This window comes from Streptomyces sp. NBC_01257, from assembly GCF_035917255.1.
Lineage (GTDB): Bacteria > Actinomycetota > Actinomycetes > Streptomycetales > Streptomycetaceae > Streptomyces.
Map to the genome: position 1 here is coordinate 7,542,105 of NZ_CP108472.1, position 18,295 is coordinate 7,560,399.

The 18,295-nt window shown below is 71.3% G+C and carries 15 protein-coding genes; 12 read left to right on the forward strand and 3 right to left on the reverse strand.

All coding sequences use genetic code 11. The annotated features are described in order from the left end of the window. Positions 1-492: 492 nt before the first annotated feature. From OG408_RS32945 to OG408_RS32995, 11 genes are all read left to right on the forward strand, one after another. Positions 493-1,776 carry a ricin-type beta-trefoil lectin domain protein gene (locus OG408_RS32945; RefSeq protein WP_326673486.1) on the forward strand — a complete coding sequence of 428 codons (1,284 nt, stop codon included), beginning with the start codon at positions 493-495 and terminating at the stop codon, positions 1,774-1,776. Beyond that, the gene (locus tag OG408_RS32950) at positions 1,776-3,173 is read left to right on the forward strand and encodes a ricin-type beta-trefoil lectin domain protein (protein ID WP_266784861.1); all 1,398 of its coding nucleotides are present in this window, start codon (positions 1,776-1,778) and stop codon (positions 3,171-3,173) included. The genes OG408_RS32945 and OG408_RS32950 overlap by 1 nt, the downstream gene beginning before the upstream one ends. Before the next feature lie 126 nt (positions 3,174-3,299). After that, positions 3,300-5,480 (forward strand): RICIN domain-containing protein, encoded by a 2,181-nt coding sequence (locus OG408_RS32955; RefSeq protein ID WP_442806152.1) that lies wholly within the window; start codon positions 3,300-3,302, stop codon positions 5,478-5,480. A gap of 91 nt (positions 5,481-5,571) precedes the next feature. Beyond that, positions 5,572-6,879: a ThuA domain-containing protein gene (locus OG408_RS32960; protein WP_326673489.1), complete on the forward strand. Its 1,308-nt coding sequence runs from the start codon at positions 5,572-5,574 to the stop codon at positions 6,877-6,879. A 186-nt stretch (positions 6,880-7,065) separates the two neighbouring features. Beyond that, positions 7,066-8,649, forward strand: a complete 1,584-nt coding sequence (locus OG408_RS32965; protein ID WP_266784865.1) for an ABC transporter substrate-binding protein — start codon at positions 7,066-7,068, stop codon at positions 8,647-8,649. Continuing rightward, complete coding sequence (locus OG408_RS32970) at positions 8,646-9,599, forward strand: ABC transporter permease (protein ID WP_326673491.1); 954 nt, start codon at positions 8,646-8,648, stop codon at positions 9,597-9,599. The genes OG408_RS32965 and OG408_RS32970 overlap by 4 nt, the downstream gene beginning before the upstream one ends. Beyond that, positions 9,596-10,486, forward strand: a complete 891-nt coding sequence (locus OG408_RS32975; RefSeq protein ID WP_442806087.1) for an ABC transporter permease — start codon at positions 9,596-9,598, stop codon at positions 10,484-10,486. The genes OG408_RS32970 and OG408_RS32975 overlap by 4 nt, the downstream gene beginning before the upstream one ends. Then, the gene (locus tag OG408_RS32980) at positions 10,483-11,568 is read left to right on the forward strand and encodes an ABC transporter ATP-binding protein (RefSeq protein WP_326673493.1); all 1,086 of its coding nucleotides are present in this window, start codon (positions 10,483-10,485) and stop codon (positions 11,566-11,568) included. The genes OG408_RS32975 and OG408_RS32980 overlap by 4 nt, the downstream gene beginning before the upstream one ends. An 83-nt stretch (positions 11,569-11,651) precedes the next feature. Continuing rightward, complete coding sequence (locus OG408_RS32985) at positions 11,652-12,608, forward strand: ABC transporter ATP-binding protein (protein WP_285565162.1); 957 nt, start codon at positions 11,652-11,654, stop codon at positions 12,606-12,608. A gap of 103 nt (positions 12,609-12,711) precedes the next feature. Next, a complete protein-coding gene (locus tag OG408_RS32990) occupies positions 12,712-14,547 on the forward strand; it encodes a gamma-glutamyltransferase family protein (RefSeq protein ID WP_285565130.1) in 1,836 nt (611 codons plus the stop codon). Positions 14,548-14,621: 74 nt separating this feature from the next. Continuing rightward, positions 14,622-15,449 (forward strand): inositol monophosphatase family protein, encoded by an 828-nt coding sequence (locus OG408_RS32995; protein WP_266784873.1) that lies wholly within the window; start codon positions 14,622-14,624, stop codon positions 15,447-15,449. 12 nt (positions 15,450-15,461) lie between these two features. Here OG408_RS32995 and OG408_RS33000 read toward each other — a convergent pair whose 3' ends face one another. Further along, entirely contained in the window at positions 15,462-16,316 is an 855-nt protein-coding gene (locus OG408_RS33000) for an SDR family NAD(P)-dependent oxidoreductase (protein WP_285565129.1), read from the reverse strand. 108 nt (positions 16,317-16,424) lie between these two features. On the opposite strand from OG408_RS33000, the gene OG408_RS33005 reads away from it, so the two are divergent. Next, a complete protein-coding gene (locus OG408_RS33005; RefSeq protein WP_266784877.1) occupies positions 16,425-16,856 on the forward strand; it encodes a MarR family winged helix-turn-helix transcriptional regulator in 432 nt (143 codons plus the stop codon). Positions 16,857-16,884: 28 nt separating this feature from the next. On the opposite strand, the gene OG408_RS33010 is transcribed toward OG408_RS33005, so the two are convergent. Next, positions 16,885-17,280 (reverse strand): VOC family protein, encoded by a 396-nt coding sequence (locus OG408_RS33010; protein WP_326673498.1) that lies wholly within the window; start codon positions 17,278-17,280, stop codon positions 16,885-16,887. A 94-nt stretch (positions 17,281-17,374) separates the two neighbouring features. After that, a complete protein-coding gene (locus OG408_RS33015; RefSeq protein ID WP_266786569.1) occupies positions 17,375-18,160 on the reverse strand; it encodes a nucleotidyltransferase domain-containing protein in 786 nt (261 codons plus the stop codon). Between the last annotated feature and the right edge of the window lie 135 nt (positions 18,161-18,295).

Below are 18,295 nucleotides of genomic sequence, written 5' to 3' on the forward strand. Positions count from 1 at the left end.
CAGCCCGGTGCCCATGCCTACGAATCGGCTCCGGCCAGTCATAACGTCACCGCCGCGACATTTAGTCCGCCGGCGGCGTGCGGAACGGGGCGTTCCGGCGGTGGCGCCGTCCCGTGGACATTCCGCGAAAGTCTGCAGGCCGGGGCGGCTCCAGCCGGTTCCGTCACTTCGACTCTTGGCCGGTGGGTCCGCCCTCCGGCCGGGTGAAACCGGAGGAGTGCGGGCGTTTTCGCACTCCGGGGGCGCATCTCGGGTGGTCGGCCAGTGGTATGTACCAAGGTCTTGACACCCGCATAGTTCACTTCTTAAATCACGTAGTGAACTAAGCGGCCTCGCCGTCGCACCACCCCGCACGCGTTACTTCACACGGCACCCCCACCTCGGTCGGCGCAGCTCTCGCACGTCCCCCGCGCCCTGTGTCTGTCATGTATGTGGATGTCATATGCATGACAGATTCCCCTTCCTCCCCCTCACGCACCGGAAGGGAGAGTCATGGACTCCCCACGCCGTACGCGGCGCCTGCTGCACTCCGTACTCTCGGTTCTCACCCTCGCCCTGGTCACGACGGCCCTCACGGGCGGCGGCGGCCCGGCTCCCGCCTCCGCTGCCCCGATGTCCGGGACGGCGGCCGCGGCCGCGGTCACGACGTTCTCGGACGAGTTCGACGGCGCCGCCGGTTCGGCGGTGAACGGCAGCAAGTGGCAGACAGAGACCGGCGACAACGTCAACAACCACGAGCGGCAGTACTACACGGCGGGCAACAGCAACGCCGCGCTGGACGGCCAGGGTCACCTGGTCATCACCGCGCGCAAGGAGAACCCGAACAACTACCAGTGCTGGTACGGAAGTTGCCAGTACACCTCGGCCCGCCTGAACACCTCGGGGAAGTTCACCCAGACCTACGGCCATGTCGAGGCGCGGATGAAGATCCCGCGTGGCCAGGGCATGTGGCCGGCGTTCTGGATGCTCGGTGACGACATCGGGCAGGTCGGCTGGCCCAACTCCGGCGAGATCGACATCATGGAGAACGTCGGCTTCGAGCCCTCCACCGTCCACGGCACCCTGCACGGACCCGGTTACTCCGGATCGGCCGGCATCGGCGCCGGATACACCCTCCCCAGCGGCCAGGCCTTCGCCGACGCCTTCCACACCTTCGCCATCGACTGGGCCCCGAACTCGGTGACCTGGTCCGTCGACGGCAACGTCTACCAGCACCGCACGCCCGCCGACACCGGCGGCAACACCTGGGCCTTCAACAAGCCCTTCTTCCTCATCCTCAACCTCGCGGTCGGCGGCTACTGGCCGGGCGACCCCGACGGCAACACCACCTTCCCCCAGCAGCTCGTCGTCGACCACGTGCGCGTCACCACCAGTGACACGCAGCAGCCCGAGACGGGTGGCCGGATCACCGGTCTGGCCGGCAAGTGCGTGGACGTCGCCGCGGCGAACAGCGCCAACGGCACCCCGGTCCAGCTCTACGACTGCAACGGCAGCAACGCCCAGAAGTGGAGCGTGAACGCGGACGGCACCATCCGGGCGCTCGGCAAGTGCCTCGACGTCGCCTCGGGCGGCACGGCGAACGGCACCACCGTCCAGCTGTGGGACTGCAACGGATCGGCGGCCCAGCGCTGGGCGGTCAGCGGCGCGCGCGACATCGTCAATCCGCAGGCGGACAAGTGCCTGGACGTCGTCGGGAACAGTTCGGCCAACGGAGCGCGGCTGCAGATCTGGACCTGCACCGGCGCCGCCAACCAGAAGTGGACGGTGAGCAACTGATGGGCAGTCACTTCGTACGCAGACACGCACCCGCCCTCCGGGGCGTGCTCGGTGCCGGGGCGGCCGCCGCCCTGCTGGCGGGCCTGACCGGATCACCCGCCCTGGGCGCCGCCGCGGCGACCGGACAGATCACCGGCCTGGCCGGCAAGTGTATGGACGTCGCCGCCGCGAGCAGTGCCAACGGCACCCCGGTGCAGCTCTACGACTGCAACGGCAGCAACGCCCAGAAGTGGGACGTGGGTTCGGACGGCAGCATCAAGGCGCTCGGCAAGTGCCTGGACGTGACCTCGGCCGGTACGGCGAACGGCAGCACGGTCCAGCTGTGGGACTGCAACGGATCGGCGGCCCAGCGCTGGACCGTCACCGCCGCGCGCGACATCGTCAATCCGCAGGCCGACAAGTGCCTGGACGCCACCGGCAACAGCTCCGCCAACGGCACCCGGCTCCAGATCTGGACCTGCACGGGAACCGCCAACCAGAAGTGGACCGCGCCCACCGGCGGGGGAGACCCGACGACGCCGCCCGCCGGGGCGATGGCCGTCGCCCCGTACCTCTACAACGGCTGGGGCAGCCCGCCCAGTCCGACCACCGTCATGAACGCCACCGGCGTCAAGTGGTTCACCCTCGCCTTCGTCCTCAGCAACGGGTACTGCAACCCGCAGTGGGACGGCGGCAGGCCGCTGGCCGGCGGCGTCGACCAGCAGACCATCAACACCGTCCGGGGCGCGGGCGGCGACGTCATCCCGTCCTTCGGCGGCTGGAGCGGCAACAAGCTGGAGAGCTCCTGCTCCAGCGCGGGTGAGCTGGCCGCCGCGTACCAGAAGGTCATCAATGCCTACGGGCTCAAGGCGATCGACATCGACATCGAGGCCGCGGCCTACGACAGTCCGGCCGTCCAGCAGCGCACGGTCGACGCGCTGAAGACGGTCAAGGCCAACAACCCGGGGATCAAGGTGTACGTCACCTTCGGCACCGGGCAGAACGGCCCCGACGACAGCCTGATCCGCAAGGCGTCCGCGTCCGGGCTGACCGTGGACAGCTGGACGATCATGCCGTTCAACTTCGGCGGTGCGGGCCAGAACATGGGCAACCTCACCGTCAGCGCGGCCGAGGGGCTGAAGAACACGGTCAAGAGCGCCTACGGCTACACGGACGACCAGGCGTACCGGCACACCGGCATCTCCTCGATGAACGGCATCACGGACAACAACGAGACCATCACGGTCGCGGACTTCCGCACCATCCTCGGGTACGCGCAGCAGCGGCACCTCGCCCGGCTGACCTTCTGGTCGGTCAACCGCGACCGACCGTGCACCGGCGGCGGCGCCGACACCTGCTCGGGCGTCGCCCAGCAGCCCTGGGACTTCACGAAGGTGTTCGCCCAGTACGCCGGCTGACCGTCCCGCCACCCACCGAGCCGTCTCACCCGCACAGGAGAACCCGTGCTCAGAACTGTCCGAAGAAGACCCAGCGGGGGCCCGTCCGGCTCCTCCCCGAGCCGCCGACGGCGGGCGCTGACCGCGGTGTTCGCGGCCGGCGCCCTCGCCGGGCCGGTCCTGGCCGCCACGCCCGCCCCGGCCGCCACCCCGGCGGCCGCGGCGGCTCCGCGCGCCGCCGCGGCCCTGCCGTCCGGCTGGGCGACCGTCGTCAACAGCGGCAGCGGCAAATGCCTGGACGCCCGGGCCGCCGCGACCGTCAACGGCACCGCCGTCCAGCAGTACACGTGCAACAGCTCCACCGCACAGCAGTGGAGCCTGACCGCCACCAGCGGCGGCTACGTCCGCATCAACAACCGCAACGATCCGGCCCAGGTCGCGGACGTCAGCAACGTGTCCACCGCCGACAGCGCCGCCGTGCACCTGTGGGCGTACGGGGGCGGCACCAACCAGCAGTGGCAGCCCGTCGACGAGGGAGGCGGCGCCTATCACTTCGTCAACCGCAACAGCGGCAAGTGCCTGGACGTGCCCGCCGCCTCCACGGCGGACAGCACCCAGCTGGTCCAGTACACGTGCAACAACTCCGCGGCCCAGCGGTTCCAGGTGACCCCGGTGAGCACCGCGCCGGGCGATGCCGACCTCGGTCCCAACGTGGTGGTCTTCGACCCGTCGATGCCGTCGGCCACCATCCAGGGCCGGCTGGACTCGATCTTCCGGCAGCAGGAGACCAACCAGTTCGGCAGTCAGCGGTACGCGGTGATGTTCAAGCCGGGCACGTACAGCAACGACGTCAACGTGGGCTTCTACACCCAGGTCCTCGGGCTCGGCCAGTCGCCCGACTCGGTGACGATCAACGGCGCCGTGCACGCCGAGGCGGACTGGTTCCCGCCGCAGAACGCCACCCAGAACTTCTGGCGCGGCGCCGAGAACCTCTCGGTGAACCCGACGGGCGGCACCGACCGCTGGGCCGTCTCGCAGGCGGCCCCGTACCGGCGCATGCACGTGCGCGGCAATCTGGCCCTGGACGACGGCGGCTGGGCCAGCGGCGGATTCATGGCCGACACCAAGATCGACGGCCAGGTCCGCTCCGGTACGCAGCAGCAGTGGATCACCCGTAACTCCACCCTCGGCAGCTGGACCGGCTCCAACTGGAACATGGTCTTCGTCGGCAGCCAGGGCGTCCCGGCCACCAGCTTCCCCAACCCGCCCTACACCACGGTGAACCAGGCGCCCGTGGTCCGCGAGAAGCCCTTCCTGTACGTGGACGGCGCCGGCGCCTACCAGGTGTTCGTGCCGTCCGTCCGCAGCAACGCCTCGGGCACCACCTGGGCCGGCGGCAACGCGGCGGGCACCTCGATCGGCATGGACAAGTTCTTCGTCGTGAAGGCGGGAGCCACGGCCGCGCAGATCAACGCCGCCCTCGCCGAGGGCAAGAACCTCCTGGTCACCCCGGGGGTCTACCACCTCGACCAGACCCTGAAGGTGACCAGGCCCGACACCGTCGTCCTGGGCCTCGGCCTCGCCACGTTCATCCCGGACAACGGCGTCACCGCGATGACGGTCGCCGACGTCGACGGGGTCAAGGTCGCGGGCATCCTCTTCGACGCCGGCACGACGAACTCGTCGACCCTGATGGAGGTCGGCCCGGCCGGCTCCGCCGCCTCGCACGCGGCGAACCCGACCTCGCTGCACGACGTGTTCTTCCGGGTCGGCGGCGCCGCCGTGGGACGGGCCACCACGAGCCTGGTGGTCAACAGCGACCACGTCATCGGCGACCACATGTGGATCTGGCGCGGCGACCACGGCAGCGGCATCGGCTGGAACAGCAACCGGGCCGACACCGGACTCGTGGTCAACGGCGACGACGTGACGATGTACGGACTGTTCGTCGAGCACTACCAGAAGCACCAGACGATCTGGAACGGCAACGGCGGACGCACGTACTTCTACCAGAACGAGATGCCGTACGACGTACCCGACCAGGCGTCCTGGATGAACGGCTCCACCCAGGGCTACGCCGCCTACAAGGTCGCCGACTCGGTCACCAGCCACCAGGCGTACGGACTCGGCAGCTACTGCTTCTTCAGCTCCAACCCGGGTGTGACCGCCGAGCACGCCTTCGAGGTCCCGGACAACCCGAACGTGCGGTTCCAGAGCATGGTGACCGTCTCGCTCGGCGGCACCGGAACCATCCGCCACGTCATCAACGGACGCGGCGGCCCCTCCAACTCCTCGTCGAACGTCGCCAACCTCGTCAGCCACCCCTGACCGGCGCGACCTCACCGGAACACACCGGGCCGGATCAGGCTTCCGCCGGATCCGGCCCGGCCCCCACCCGGTCCGGAAAGGACGGTCCCGCATGACCACGACCAGGACGGGAGCCCCCGTCGCCGGAGGCATCGGCCGGCTCTGCCGGTGGCTGCTCCTGCTGCCCGCCTTACTGCTGGGGCTCACCCCGGTCCCCGCGCACGCCGCCCCGCAGGCCCCCGCCTTCCACGTCATCGCCTTCTACAACGGCACCTGGGACGCGGCCCACATCAGCTTCGTCCAGGAGGCCAACCGCTGGTTCCCCGCCACGGCGGCGGCCAACAACTTCTCCTACACCTCCACCAACGACTGGGGACGGCTCAGCAGCATCACGCCGGACCAGTACCAGGTGGTGCTGTTCCTCGACGACGCCCCGCAGACCGCCTCCCAGCGCACCGGATTCGAGCGCTACATGCGCGCGGGCGGTGCCTGGATGGGCTTCCACGTCTCGGCGTTCACCACCGAGGCCCAGCAATGGCCCTGGTACTACGACGAGTTCCTCGGCAGCGGCAACTTCAGGTCCAACACCTGGGGGCCCACCACCGCGACCCTGCGGACCGAGGACCGCACGCACCCCTCGACCACCTCACTGCCCGCCACCTTCACCTCGTCGGTCAGCGAGTGGTACGCCTGGCAGAACAACCTCCGCGCCGACCCGGACATCAAGGTCCTGGCCTCCGTGGACCCGGTGAGCTTCCCGCTGGGGACGGATCCGAACCAGTCCTGGTACAGCGGCGACTATCCGATCCTGTGGACCAACACCCACTACCGGATGCTCTACGCCAACTTCGGCCACAACGCCATGGACTACGGCTCGGGCACGACCCTGTCCTCGACCTTCGCCAGTGAGACGCAGAACCGGTTCGTGGTGGACGGGCTGAAGTGGCTGGGCGGCGGCGGGGGAGCGCCCGACCCCGAGGACCCGGTCTCCGGCACCTCCGCGTACACGCTCGTCTCCGGGGCGAACGGGAACTGCGCCGACGCGCGCGCCGCCGCCACCGCCAACGGCACGGCGATTCAGCAGTACACCTGTAACGGCACCGCCGCCCAGCGCTACCGGTTCACGGCCACGGACGGCGGCTACGCCCGGATCTCCCCTGCGGCCGACACCCGCCAGGCCCTCGACGTGGTGGACGTGTCCACCGCCGACGGGGCCCCGGTGCAGCTGTGGGCCTACGGGGGCGGCGCGAACCAGCAGTGGAAGCCGGTACGGGAGGCCTCCGGCCGGTACCACCTCGTCGCCCGGCACAGCGGCAGGTGCCTGAGCACGCCCGCGTCCGCCGCCCCGGGCGTCCAGCTGGTGCAGCGGTCCTGTGACGGCTCGGCGGCGCAGAGTTTCGGACTCGTCGCGCAGAGCTGACCACCGGGGGTGCGGACAGGCGTCTTCACGCCTTCTGCACCCCCGTTATCCGATCGTCAGTAAAAACCGTCCGCTATGTGGGCACCCCTCTTGCCTGCGGACTGTATGCGAAATACGGTCTGCGATATCCCTTGATCACCCCCTGGCGGGAGGTAGGCCCTCGTGCGCCGAAAAGCGGTTGCCCTGGTGGCGGTTGCATTGGTGTCCCTCACCTCGGGCTGCGCGTCGCTGCAGTCCTCGGCGACCGAAGTCGGCGGTGTACGCAAAACCGACGACCGGTCCGTCCGTGACGGCGGGACACTCACCGTCGCCCTCAACTCGGACCCGGACAAACTGGACCCGACGCTCGCCCAGACCCTCGTCGGCCGCACGGTCTTCGCGGGCATGTGCGAGAAGCTCTACGACATCGACGAGGACGGCGTCGTCGTGCCGCAGCTCGCTGCCGCACTGCCCGTCACCTCGGCCGACGGCCGCACGGTCACCCTGAAGGTGCGCCACGGCCTGAAGTTCAGCGACGGCACCCGGCTCGGCGCCGCGGCCGTCGTCACCTCACTGCTGCGCCACCGCGACCTGCCCGGATCCGCCCGCGGCACCGAGCTCGCCCCGGTCACCTCCATCGAGGCCACCGGCCCCGACACGGTACGGATGCGGCTGAAGCAGCCCTACGTACCGCTGACGGGTGTCCTCGCCGACCGGGCCGGGATGGTGATGTCACCGGCCGCGCTCAAGAAGTACGGGAAGAACTTCACCAACCACCCCTCCTGTGTCGGACCCTTCCGCTTCGTCGAGCGGGTCGGCGGCGACCGGATCGTGCTGAAGAAGGACCCGAACTACTACGACGCGGACAAGGTCCACCTCGACGGGGTCGTCTACAAGCCCATCCCCGACGGCAACGTCCGGCTCGCCAACCTGCGCTCCGGCGACCTCCAGGTCGGTGACCAGATGGGCCCCGTCGACGTACAGAGCGCCCTCACCGAGCCGAAACTCCAGCTCTTCAACTCGCCGTCGCTCGGCTACCAGGGCATCGGCCTCAACGTCGGCAACGTGAAGGGCCTCGGTCAGCCGCCCGGCAAGCTCGACACCCCGATCGCCCGGGACGTCCGGGTCCGCGAGGCCTTCGAGCTCGCCATCGACCGCGACACCCTCAACAAGGTCGTCTTCCAGGGCATGTACGAACCGGCCTGCGGCCCCATCTCCCCGCAGTCCGCCATCGCCCCCGGAACCAAGCCCGAGGACTGTCCGAAGCGCGACGTCGCCAAGGCGAGGAAGCTGCTGAAGGAGGCCGGGGTGAAGACCCCGCTGAAGATCGAGCTGAAGACCTCCACCACCCCCGAACAGGGACGGGTCGGCCAGGTCCTCCAGGCCATGGTCAAGGAGGCCGGCTTCGACCTCTCACTGCGGCCCACCGAGTACGCCACCATGCTCTCCGAGACCGACGCCGGGAACTACGACGTCTTCACCAGCGGCTGGTCCGGCCGGCTCGACCCGGACGGCAACGTCTCCAACTTCCTCAAGACCGCCGGCGCCATGAACGCCTACGGCCTCGGCGACCCCGGGATCGACAGGCTCATCGCCGAGGGCCGCACCGTCGCCGACCCGGCCCGGCGCACCGAGATCTACGACGAACTCACCGAACGCGTGCAGGACGCCCACACGATGATCTACCTCTACCGGCAGAAGAACTACGTCGTCGCCACCAAGGACGTCGCGGGCATCCGCGTCTACGGCGACGGACTGGTCCGGGTCACGACTGCGGGGTACACCCGATGACGAAGTACCTCCTGACGCGGCTGCGCCAGTCCCTCATCACGCTCCTCCTGGTCTCCGTCGTGGTGTTCGCCGGCATCCGGGCACTGCCCGGCGACCCGGCGCTCGCCCTGGCCGGCGAGGAGCGCAGCCCCGAGGCGCTCGCCGCGATCCGTGAGGCGTACGGCCTCGACGACAACATCGTCGTGCAGTACGCCCGCTTCATCGGACACGCCCTCACCGGGGACCTCGGCACCTCGTCGCGTACCGGACTGCCGGTCGCCGACGCCATCGGGCAGGCCCTCCCCGTCACCCTGGAACTGGCCGCGCTCTCCCTGCTGCTGGCCGTGGTCCTCGGCATCGGCGCCGGAGTCGTCGCCGCCGTGCGGCGCGGGAAGCCCGAGGAGTGGATCGCCAACGTCATCGCGCTGATCGGGCTCTCCATCCCCACCTTCTGGCTCGGCATCGTGCTGGTCCTCGGATTCGCCATCGCCGTCCCGGTGTTCGCCGCCTCCGGCTACGTACCCTTCGGCACCGACCCGCTCGACAACCTGCGCCGCATGGTGCTCCCCGCGATCGTCCTCGGCTCCGGTCTCGCCGCCGTCGTGATGCGCCAGACCCGGGCCGCGATGCTCGACTCGCTCTCCGCCGACTACGTGCGCACCGCCCGCGCCAAGGGGCTGTCCAAGCGGTCCGTCGTCGGCGGGCACGCCCTGCGGAACTCGCTGGTCACCGTCGTCACCGTACTCGGGCTCCAGCTCGGCCACCTGATCTCCGGCGCCGTCGTCACCGAGCAGATCTTCGTCCTGCCCGGCTTCGGCAAGCTCACCATCGACGCCGTCTTCACCCGTGACTACGCGACGCTCCAGGCCGTGGTGCTCTGCACCTCCGCCGCGTACATCCTCATCAACCTGCTGGTCGACGTGGTCTATTCGGTCATCGACCCGCGCATCCGGCTCGGAGGTGCCCGGTGACCACAGCGACCCCAGCGATCCCCACCGTCCCGCAGACCGCGAAGAGGCGGACCGGCAACGGACGGCTCCGCGCCCTGCGCAGGAACCGGCTGGCCATGACCGGCGGCATCATCGCCGCCGTCTTCATCCTGGTCGCGCTCCTCGCCCCGCTGATCGCCCCGTACGACCCCTCCCGGCCGGACTTCGGGAACGTCCTGGCGGAACCGGGCGCGGCCCACTGGCTCGGCACCGACGACCTGGGACGCGACCAGCTCTCCCGCATCGTGTTCGGCGCGCGCGCCTCCATGCAGGTCGGCCTCGTCGCCGTCGTGCTGGCGTTCGTGATCGGCGTCCCGCTGGGACTGGTCGGCGGCTACTACGGGAAGTTCGCCGACGGCGCCATCTCCCGGCTCACCGACACCATGCTCGCCTTCCCGTTCCTGGTGCTCGCCGTCGGACTGGCCGCGATCCTCGGCCCGTCGCTGACCAACGCGACCATCGCCATCGGGATCTCGCAGATCCCCGCCGTCATCCGCATCACCCGGGCCGAGACGCTGCGGCTCAAGCACGTCGACTACGTCGGCGCGGCGATCGTCAACGGCGGCGGCGACGGCACCGTGCTCTTCCGGCACATCCTGCCCAACGCCACCTCCGCGCTGATCGTCCAGGCGACCGTCGGCATCCCCGCCGCCATCATCGGCGAGGCGCTCCTCAGCTTCCTCGGCCTCGGCGTCCAGCCCCCAAACCCGTCGCTCGGCGTGATGCTCTCCGGCGCCCAGTCCTTCCTGGCCCCCGCGCCCTGGCTCGCCGTCTTCCCCGGCCTGGCGATCGTCGCGGCGACCCTGGCCTTCAACCTGCTCGGCGACGGACTGCGGGACGTCCTCGACCCCCGTGGAGGGACCCGATGACCGAGACCGTGCTCGAATCCGTACGGGGACCGGTGCGCGAACCCGTCCTCAGCGTCCGCGACCTGTCGGTGTCCTTCCGCTCCGACACCCGCACCGTGCACGCCGTCGACGGCGTCTCCTGGGACCTGTACCCGGGTGAAGTCCTCGCCGTCGTGGGCGAGTCGGGCTGCGGCAAGTCCGTCACCTCGATGGCCGTCATGGGACTGCTCCCGCCCACGGCGCACATCGGCGGCTCCATCGGCCTCGGCGGACGCGAACTGGTCGGCGCACCCGAGAAGGAGCTCCAGAAGATCCGCGGCAAGGACATCGCGATGATCTTCCAGGAGCCGATGACCTCGCTGAACCCGGTCCTGACCATCGGCCGGCAGATCGGTGAGGTGCTGCGCAGGCACCAGGGGCTGAGCCGGAAGGAGGCCAGGGAGCGGTCCGTCGACCTCCTCGACCTCGTCGGAATCCCCGCCCCGCGCAGCCGCATCGACGAGTACCCGCACCAGCTCTCCGGCGGCATGCGCCAGCGCGTGATGATCGCGATCGCCGTGGCCTGCGACCCCTCCGTCCTCATAGCCGACGAACCGACCACCGCGCTCGACGTGACCGTGCAGGCCGGCATCCTGGAGGTCCTCCAGTCCCTGCGCGAACGGCTCGGCACCGCGATCGTCCTGGTCACCCACGACCTCGGCGTCGTCGCCGACGCGGCCGACCGGGTGCTGGTGATGTACGCCGGACGCTCCGTCGAACAGGCCCCCGTCCACGAGCTGTTCGCCACCGCCCGGCACCCCTACACCCGCGGCCTGCTCGGCGCCGTCCTGCGCCCCGGCGGCGAGGGCAAGCGGCGGCTCCCCGAGATCCCCGGCCTGGTGCCGAGCCTCGACAGCCAGCCCGACGCCTGCACCTTCGCACCCCGGTGCGGGCGCGCCGACGACACCTGCACCGGTGGCCGCCCCGGATTCGTCTCCGTCGACCCCGGGACGGGAACGGACGCGGCCCACCGGGCGGCGTGCTGGCACCCGTACGCCGCCGACGAGGCGTCCGACACCCCCGCGGCCCAGCCCGCGCGAGCCGACCAGGAGGCCGGAGAGTGACCGCAGCACAGACCGTCCCCGCCCCGCGCGACAGCGCCCGGGGCGCCGGGGACCCGCAGCCGCCCGTGCTGCGGATCGACTCCATGGAACGGCACTTCGCCGCCTCCGGCGGCGGCACCGTCCGCGCGGTCGACGGGGTGTCGATCACCATCGGACGCGGCGAGGTCGTCGGCCTCGTCGGCGAGTCCGGCAGCGGCAAGTCGACCGTCGGACGCTGCGCCGTCCGCCTCGACGAGCCCACCGGCGGTGCCGTCCACATCAACGGCACCGACATCACCCACCTGTCCCGCCGCGCCCTGCGCCCGCTGCGCAAGGACTTCCACCTGGTCTTCCAGGACCCCTCGTCCTCGCTCGACCCGCGCATGACGATCGGCCAGATCATCGGCGAGCCCCTCAAACTGCACGGCCGGGCCCGCGGCGCAGCCGTCCGCGAACGCGTCGAGGAACTGCTCGCCCAGGTCGGACTGCGCCCCGAGCACGCCGACCGGCACCCGCACGAGCTCTCCGGAGGCCAGCGCCAGCGCATCTCCATCGCCCGCGCACTCTCCTGCGACCCCGATCTCGTCGTCGCGGACGAGCCGACCTCGGCACTCGACGTCTCCGTGCAGGCCTCCGTCCTCAACCTGCTCGCCGACCTCCAGCGCGACCGCGGCTTCGGCTGCCTGTTCATCACCCACGACCTGGCCGCCGTCGAGTTCCTCGCCGACCGGATCGCCGTGATGTACCTCGGCCAGATCGTCGAACAGGCCCCCACCGCCGAACTGTTCGCCGCCCCCAAGCACCCCTACACCCAGGCGCTGCTCTCCGCCGCGCCCGTCCCCGACCCGGAGCAGCAGCGCTCCCGCGAACGCATCGTGCTCCACGGCGAACTGCCCAGCCCACTGGACCCGCCGCCCGGCTGCCGCTTCCACACCCGCTGCCCGCTCGCCACCGAGCGGTGCCGCACCGAGGTCCCCGTCCTGCGCGAACTGCCCGGCGGCCGGCGGGTCTCCTGCCACCTCGTCGGCGACGACGGAACGGCCCCGGACGCGGCCGCCTGACCCCTCCCGTCCCGGAGTCCGGACCCCGCCCCGGGCGCCCGGCTCCCGTACGTACGATCCACCGACGACGAACAACAGAACGCCGCAGCAAGGAGCCGCACCCGTGTTCACCACCCGGCCCACCCTCCAGGGCACCTTCGGCATGGTGTCGTCCACCCACTGGCTCGCCTCGCAGTCCGCGATGGCGGTCCTGGAGGACGGCGGCAACGCCTATGACGCCGCCGTCGCCGCCGGATTCGTCCTGCACGTCGTCGAACCGCACCTCAACGGTCCGGCCGGCGAGGTGCCGATGATCCTGGCGCCCCGCGACGGCGAGGTGCAGGTCCTCTGCGGCCAGGGCCCCGCCCCCGCCGGAGCCACGGTCGCCCACTACCGCGGACTCGGCCTCGACCTGGTCCCCGGCACCGGACCGCTCGCCGCCGCCGTGCCGGGCGCCTTCGACGCCTGGATGCTGCTCCTGCGCGACCACGGCACCAGGACCGTCGCCCAGGTGCTGAGGTACGCCATCGACTACGCCGAGGACGGGCACGCACCCGTCGAGCGCGTCGGCCAGACCGTCGAGACCGTCCGCGAGCTCTTCGAGACCGAGTGGCAGTCCTCCGCCGACGTGTACCTCCCCGGCGGAAAGTCCCCCAGGCCCGGCGAGCTCTTCCGCAACCCGGCACTGGCCGCGACCTGGCGGCGGCTGATCGCCGAGGCCGAGGAGACCGGCGGCGACGACCGCACCGCGCAGATCGAGGCCGCCCGCGCGATCTGGCGCGAGGGCTTCATCGCCGAGGCGATCGTCCGCCAGTCCGCCGTCCCCACCATGGACACCAGCGGCACCCGGCACACCGGCACCCTCACCGCCGCCGACCTGGCCGGCTGGTCCGCGGGGTACGAGGCGCCCGCCACGTACGACTGGAACGGCTGGACGCTCGCCAAGGCCGGCGGCTGGAGCCAGGGCCCCGCCTTCCTCCAGCAGCTCGCCCTGCTCCCCGCCGAACTGCCGCGGTACGGCTCCGCCGAATACGTCCACCTGCTCATCGAGGGCTGCAAGCTCGCCATGGCCGACCGCGAGGCCTGGTACGGCGACGCCGCCGACGTGCCGCTCGGCACGCTGCTCTCCGAGCCGTACAACGCCGCCCGGCGCGCCCTGATCACCGGCGAGGCCTCGCACGAGCTCCGCCCCGGCAGCCCCGACGGCCGCACCCCTGTCCTCAGCGAGCACGCCCACGCCGTCTCCGTCGGTGAGTCCGGCTTCGACGCCATGGGCATACCCGCCGCCGGTGTCGGCGAGCCGACGGTGGCGAAGGACGGTGCGGGGGAGCCGGCCGTGGCGAAGGACGGTGCCACCCGCGGTGACACCTGCCACGTCGATGTCGTGGACCGCTGGGGCAACATGGTCTCCGCGACCCCCAGCGGCGGCTGGCTCCAGTCCAACCCGGTCGTGCCGGAGCTCGGCTTCCCGCTCGGCACCCGCCTCCAGATGGCCTGGCTCGACGAGGGCCTGCCGAACTCCCTCACCCCCGGCCGGCGGCCCCGCACCACCCTCACCCCGTCCCTCGCCCTGCGCGACGGCGTCCCGGTGATGGCGTTCGGCACCCCCGGCGGCGACCAGCAGGACCAGTGGCAGCTGCACTTCTTCCTCGCCGTCGCCCTGCGCGCCGAGGTCCGCGGCGGCCTCGACCTCCAGGGCGCCATCGACGCCCCGAACTGGCACAACGACAGCTTCCCCGGCTCCTTCTTCCCGCGCGGGATGCGCCCGGGCAGCGTCACCGTCGAGGGGCGGATGGACCCGGAGGTCGTCGGGGAACTGCGCCGGCGCGGTCACGACGTCACGGTCGGCGACGCCTGGTCCGAGGGCCGGATGTGTGCGGTCGCCCGCGACCCGGAGACCGGAGTGCTGTCCGCGGCGGCGAACCCGCGTGGCATGCAGGGGTACGCGGTCGGGCGTTGAGGGCCACCGGGCCGCCACCTCCCCGTCATGACCGGGTCGTCGGCGTCCCGGCCGCCCGTGCTTAGCTGGGGGACATGATCGATGACTTCCTTGCCGGGGACCTGACCGAGGTCGAGGCGGCGGTCCGCGCAGCGGCCGCCGCCGAGATCATGCCGCGCTACCGGCAGCTCGCCGCTCACGAGATCGTCGAGAAGAACGGCCCGCACGACCTCGTCACCACCGCGGACCGGCTCGCCGAGGAACACCTCACCGCCTCCCTGAGCCGGCTGCTGCCCGGTTCCGTGGTCGTCGGCGAGGAGGCGGTCCACGCCGATCCGAAGGTGTACGACGCGCTGGGCGGCGAGGCGCCGGTGTGGATCGTCGACCCGGTCGACGGCACCCGCCAGTTCGTGCGCGGCGAGGCGGGTTTCTGCACCCTGGTCGCGCTGGCGCACCGCGGCGAACTGCTGGCCTCCTGGACGTACGCCGCCGCCCTGGACGAGATGGCCGTCGCCGTCCGCGGCCGGGGTGCCACGCTCGACGGCGCCCCGATACGGGCGGGCTCGCCCGCGCCCGACGCCGTGCTGCGGGTGGCGATGTCGCACCCCGACTACACCACCGAGGCGCAGAAGAAGGCCCTCGTCGGGCTGCGCACCGAAGGCATCGACGCCCGCCCCTGCGGTTCGGCCGGCCTGGAATACCTCGCCGTCGCCCGCGGCGACCTGGACGCCCTCGCCTTCAACTGGGAGTACGCGTGGGACCACGCGGCGGGGCTTCTCCTGGTCACCGAGGCCGGCGGCACCCAGGCCACGCTGTCCGGTGCGCCGTTCCGCATCACCGGCGGCAACGACCTGCCCTTCACGGCGGCCAGAGACCGTGCGACGGCCGAACGCATCCTGGCCGCGCTGCGCGGCGCGGTCTGACGGGACGGGTCCTCAGGCAAGCAGGGTGCGGGTCAGCGCGGCGAGACGCTCGCGGGCACGGGGGTCGTACGCCTGCTCATGGGCGGCCGTCTCCGTGAAGCGGTCGAAGTAGCGGCCGCTGACGTCCGTCAGTGCGGGGTCGGTGATCAGCCGTACCGTCGGACGGACTCCCTCCTCCACCGGAACCGCCGGAGTCAGTCCGTACGCCCGCACTCCTTCGGTGTCCATCAGATGGGCCGGGTGCAGGGCGTTGAAGGTGACCCCGCTGCCGGGCGTCTGCGCGGCGGCCAGGTCGAACGTCGACATGATCATCGCGAGTTTGCTCCGGCAGTAGGCCTCCAGCCCCTCGTACCCGCGCTCCATCATGACGTCGTCGAAGTCGACGGGCGACTGCCCCACCGAGGCCACCTGGACGACGCGCGCCGGAGCCGACGCGGTCAGCAGCGGAAGCAGCTCTCTGACCAGCAGGCAGGGTGCCAGATGGTTGACGGCGAAACGGAGTTCATGACCCTGTGCGCTCAACTCGCGGCGCAGGGGCTCGGCGCCCCCACCGGCCACCGCGTTGTTGACCAGCACGTCGAGCCGGGGTTCGGCCGCCCGGACGGCCGCGGCCAGGGACCGGACCTGGTCCAGGTCGGAGAGATCGGCGAGATAGGTGCGAACCTCCGCCCGGCCGGCCGAGACCGCCCGGACTTCGGCGGCGGCCCGGTCGAGCCGTTCCCGGTTCCGGCCGTGCAGAAGCACGGTCGCGCCGCGGCCGGCCAGATCGCGGGCGAGGTGGAGGCCGAGGCCCTGAGTGGCGCCCGTGATGAGGACGGTCCTGTCGAAGGTGGCGGGCGCGGTGCTGTGCACGTCTTGATTGTTCATTCATTGAGTTATATCAAGACCTTGATTCAAGTTCCATGCTTGTCGACTGCCCGATTCCTGATACCTGTCCGATCCCTGTCGTATGCCCGGGGCTGTACGCTCGCGAGCATGGGAATGACCGCCGGCGACCGCCTCGGCGCGGACATCAAACGTGCAGAGCAAGCCCTCATGGCAGCCAAGAGCGCCGCCCTGAAGGGGGCCGGCCTGAGCGTCGCGCAGTACGCGGCGCTGTTCGCGCTCGCCGACAACCCCGGGATGTCGGGGGCGGCCCTGGCGAGGGCCTGTCTGGTGACACCGCAGGCGATGGCGGCGGTGCTCAAGCACCTGGAGGAACGCGGGCTGATCGCCAGGTCCGTGCATCCGTGGCACCAGAAGATGCTGGAGACCCGTCTAACGGAGGCCGGTACCCAGGTGCTGCGTGAGGCCGACGAGCAGGCGGTGCGGATCGAACGCCGCATCGCGGACGAGTTCACCCCGCAGGAGCGCGACGCCCTGCGCGAGCTGCTCGCCCGCTGCGTCACGGCCATTCAGCGGGACTGAGTTTCCCCGTCGGCCGGACCGGTCCCCTTCAGGAAGGGCCGGCACCGTGCTTGACCAGGCAGAACGGATGTCCGGCCGGATCCGCGTAGATACGCCACGGGCGGTCGGTCCCGGCCCCGTCGTCCAGTGCGGTCGCGCCGGCCGCCAATACCTCCCGCCCGGCCGCGGCCAGGTCGGGCACGCCGAAGTCCAGATGGAACTGCTGGGGGTGCTCCGGATCGGGCCATCGTGGCGGCCGGTGGCCGGCCACCCGCTGGAACGCGAGCACGGGCCCGGCCGCGGTGTGCAGCGTCGCCCAGTCGTCCCCCAAGGCCCACCGGCGGTCCGCCCGGTTCACGTCCCCGCCGAGGAGCGAGCGGTAGAACTCCGCGAGACGCGACGGGTCGGGACAGTCCAGCACCACACACTGCAGTTCGGCGATCATGGCGGGATTCTAGAGCGGGACTCCGGAGCGGGATTCCAGGACGGATTCCGGGATCGCGCCCGAAGCGGAGCATGTCCAGCAGTGGCACCTGCGATCAGGCCGAGCCCTTCCGCAGGACCTCCCGCACGTCCCGTACGACGACCGAGGCCGTCTCCACCGCCGCGGCGTCCAGCCCCGCCAGCGCCTCACCGGCCCGCTCGGCGAAGTCCGCGGGAGTCTCCGGCAGGGCGGCGGCCGCGGCCAGCGCGCCCTTCTCGTTGAGGCACCAGGTGCGGTGGTGGGCGTGCAGCGACTGGGCGAGGATGCCGAACGCCCGGGACAGACAGAGCGAGACATGGAGCCGGTCGCCGGACGGTGCCGACTTGCGGGCCGAATCGACCGAGAACTCCGCCTCCCAGGCCGCGTCGGCCAGCGCCTTGCGCAGCGGCTCCGGATAGTCGGAGACCTGTTGCTGAAGGTCCGTCAACTCACCGTGCGGATCGGCGATGACACGGGCGAGGGCGACCTCGCCCGGATAGGCCGGGGACCAGAAGCCGAGGGGATGCCCGGGCTGGGTCCCCACCTCGTAGCGGCCCAGCCGGCAGTCGGACCAGACCGCCTCGACCCGGTCCAGATCGCGCAGGATCCAGTCGACGGGGACGCCGTCCACCTTCAGCCAGCCCCCGGCGTTCACCCATGGCCCCCAGCCGCCCGGACCGGTCACCTCGACCGGAGAGCCCTGGAACGCGGACGCCAGCGCGGACAGTGCGGCGACGTCGGGCGTGCCGCGGTAGTAGAGGCCCAGATCCCAGTCGGAGTCCGGACGGTGGGTGCCCCGGGCCCGGCTGCCGCCGAGGGCGACGGCGCGGATGCCGGGCACGGCGGTCAACTGCCGAGCCATCTCGTCGATCCGTCGACCCGGCCCGGAATCGTCCGGGAGCGCGGGAGTGGCGGGCGGCGGGCCGGGGTGCGGCTGCGGGGTGCCGTCGGGAGGAGTCATCGGACGGGGACCCTACCCGGGCCCGGACTGTCGGCG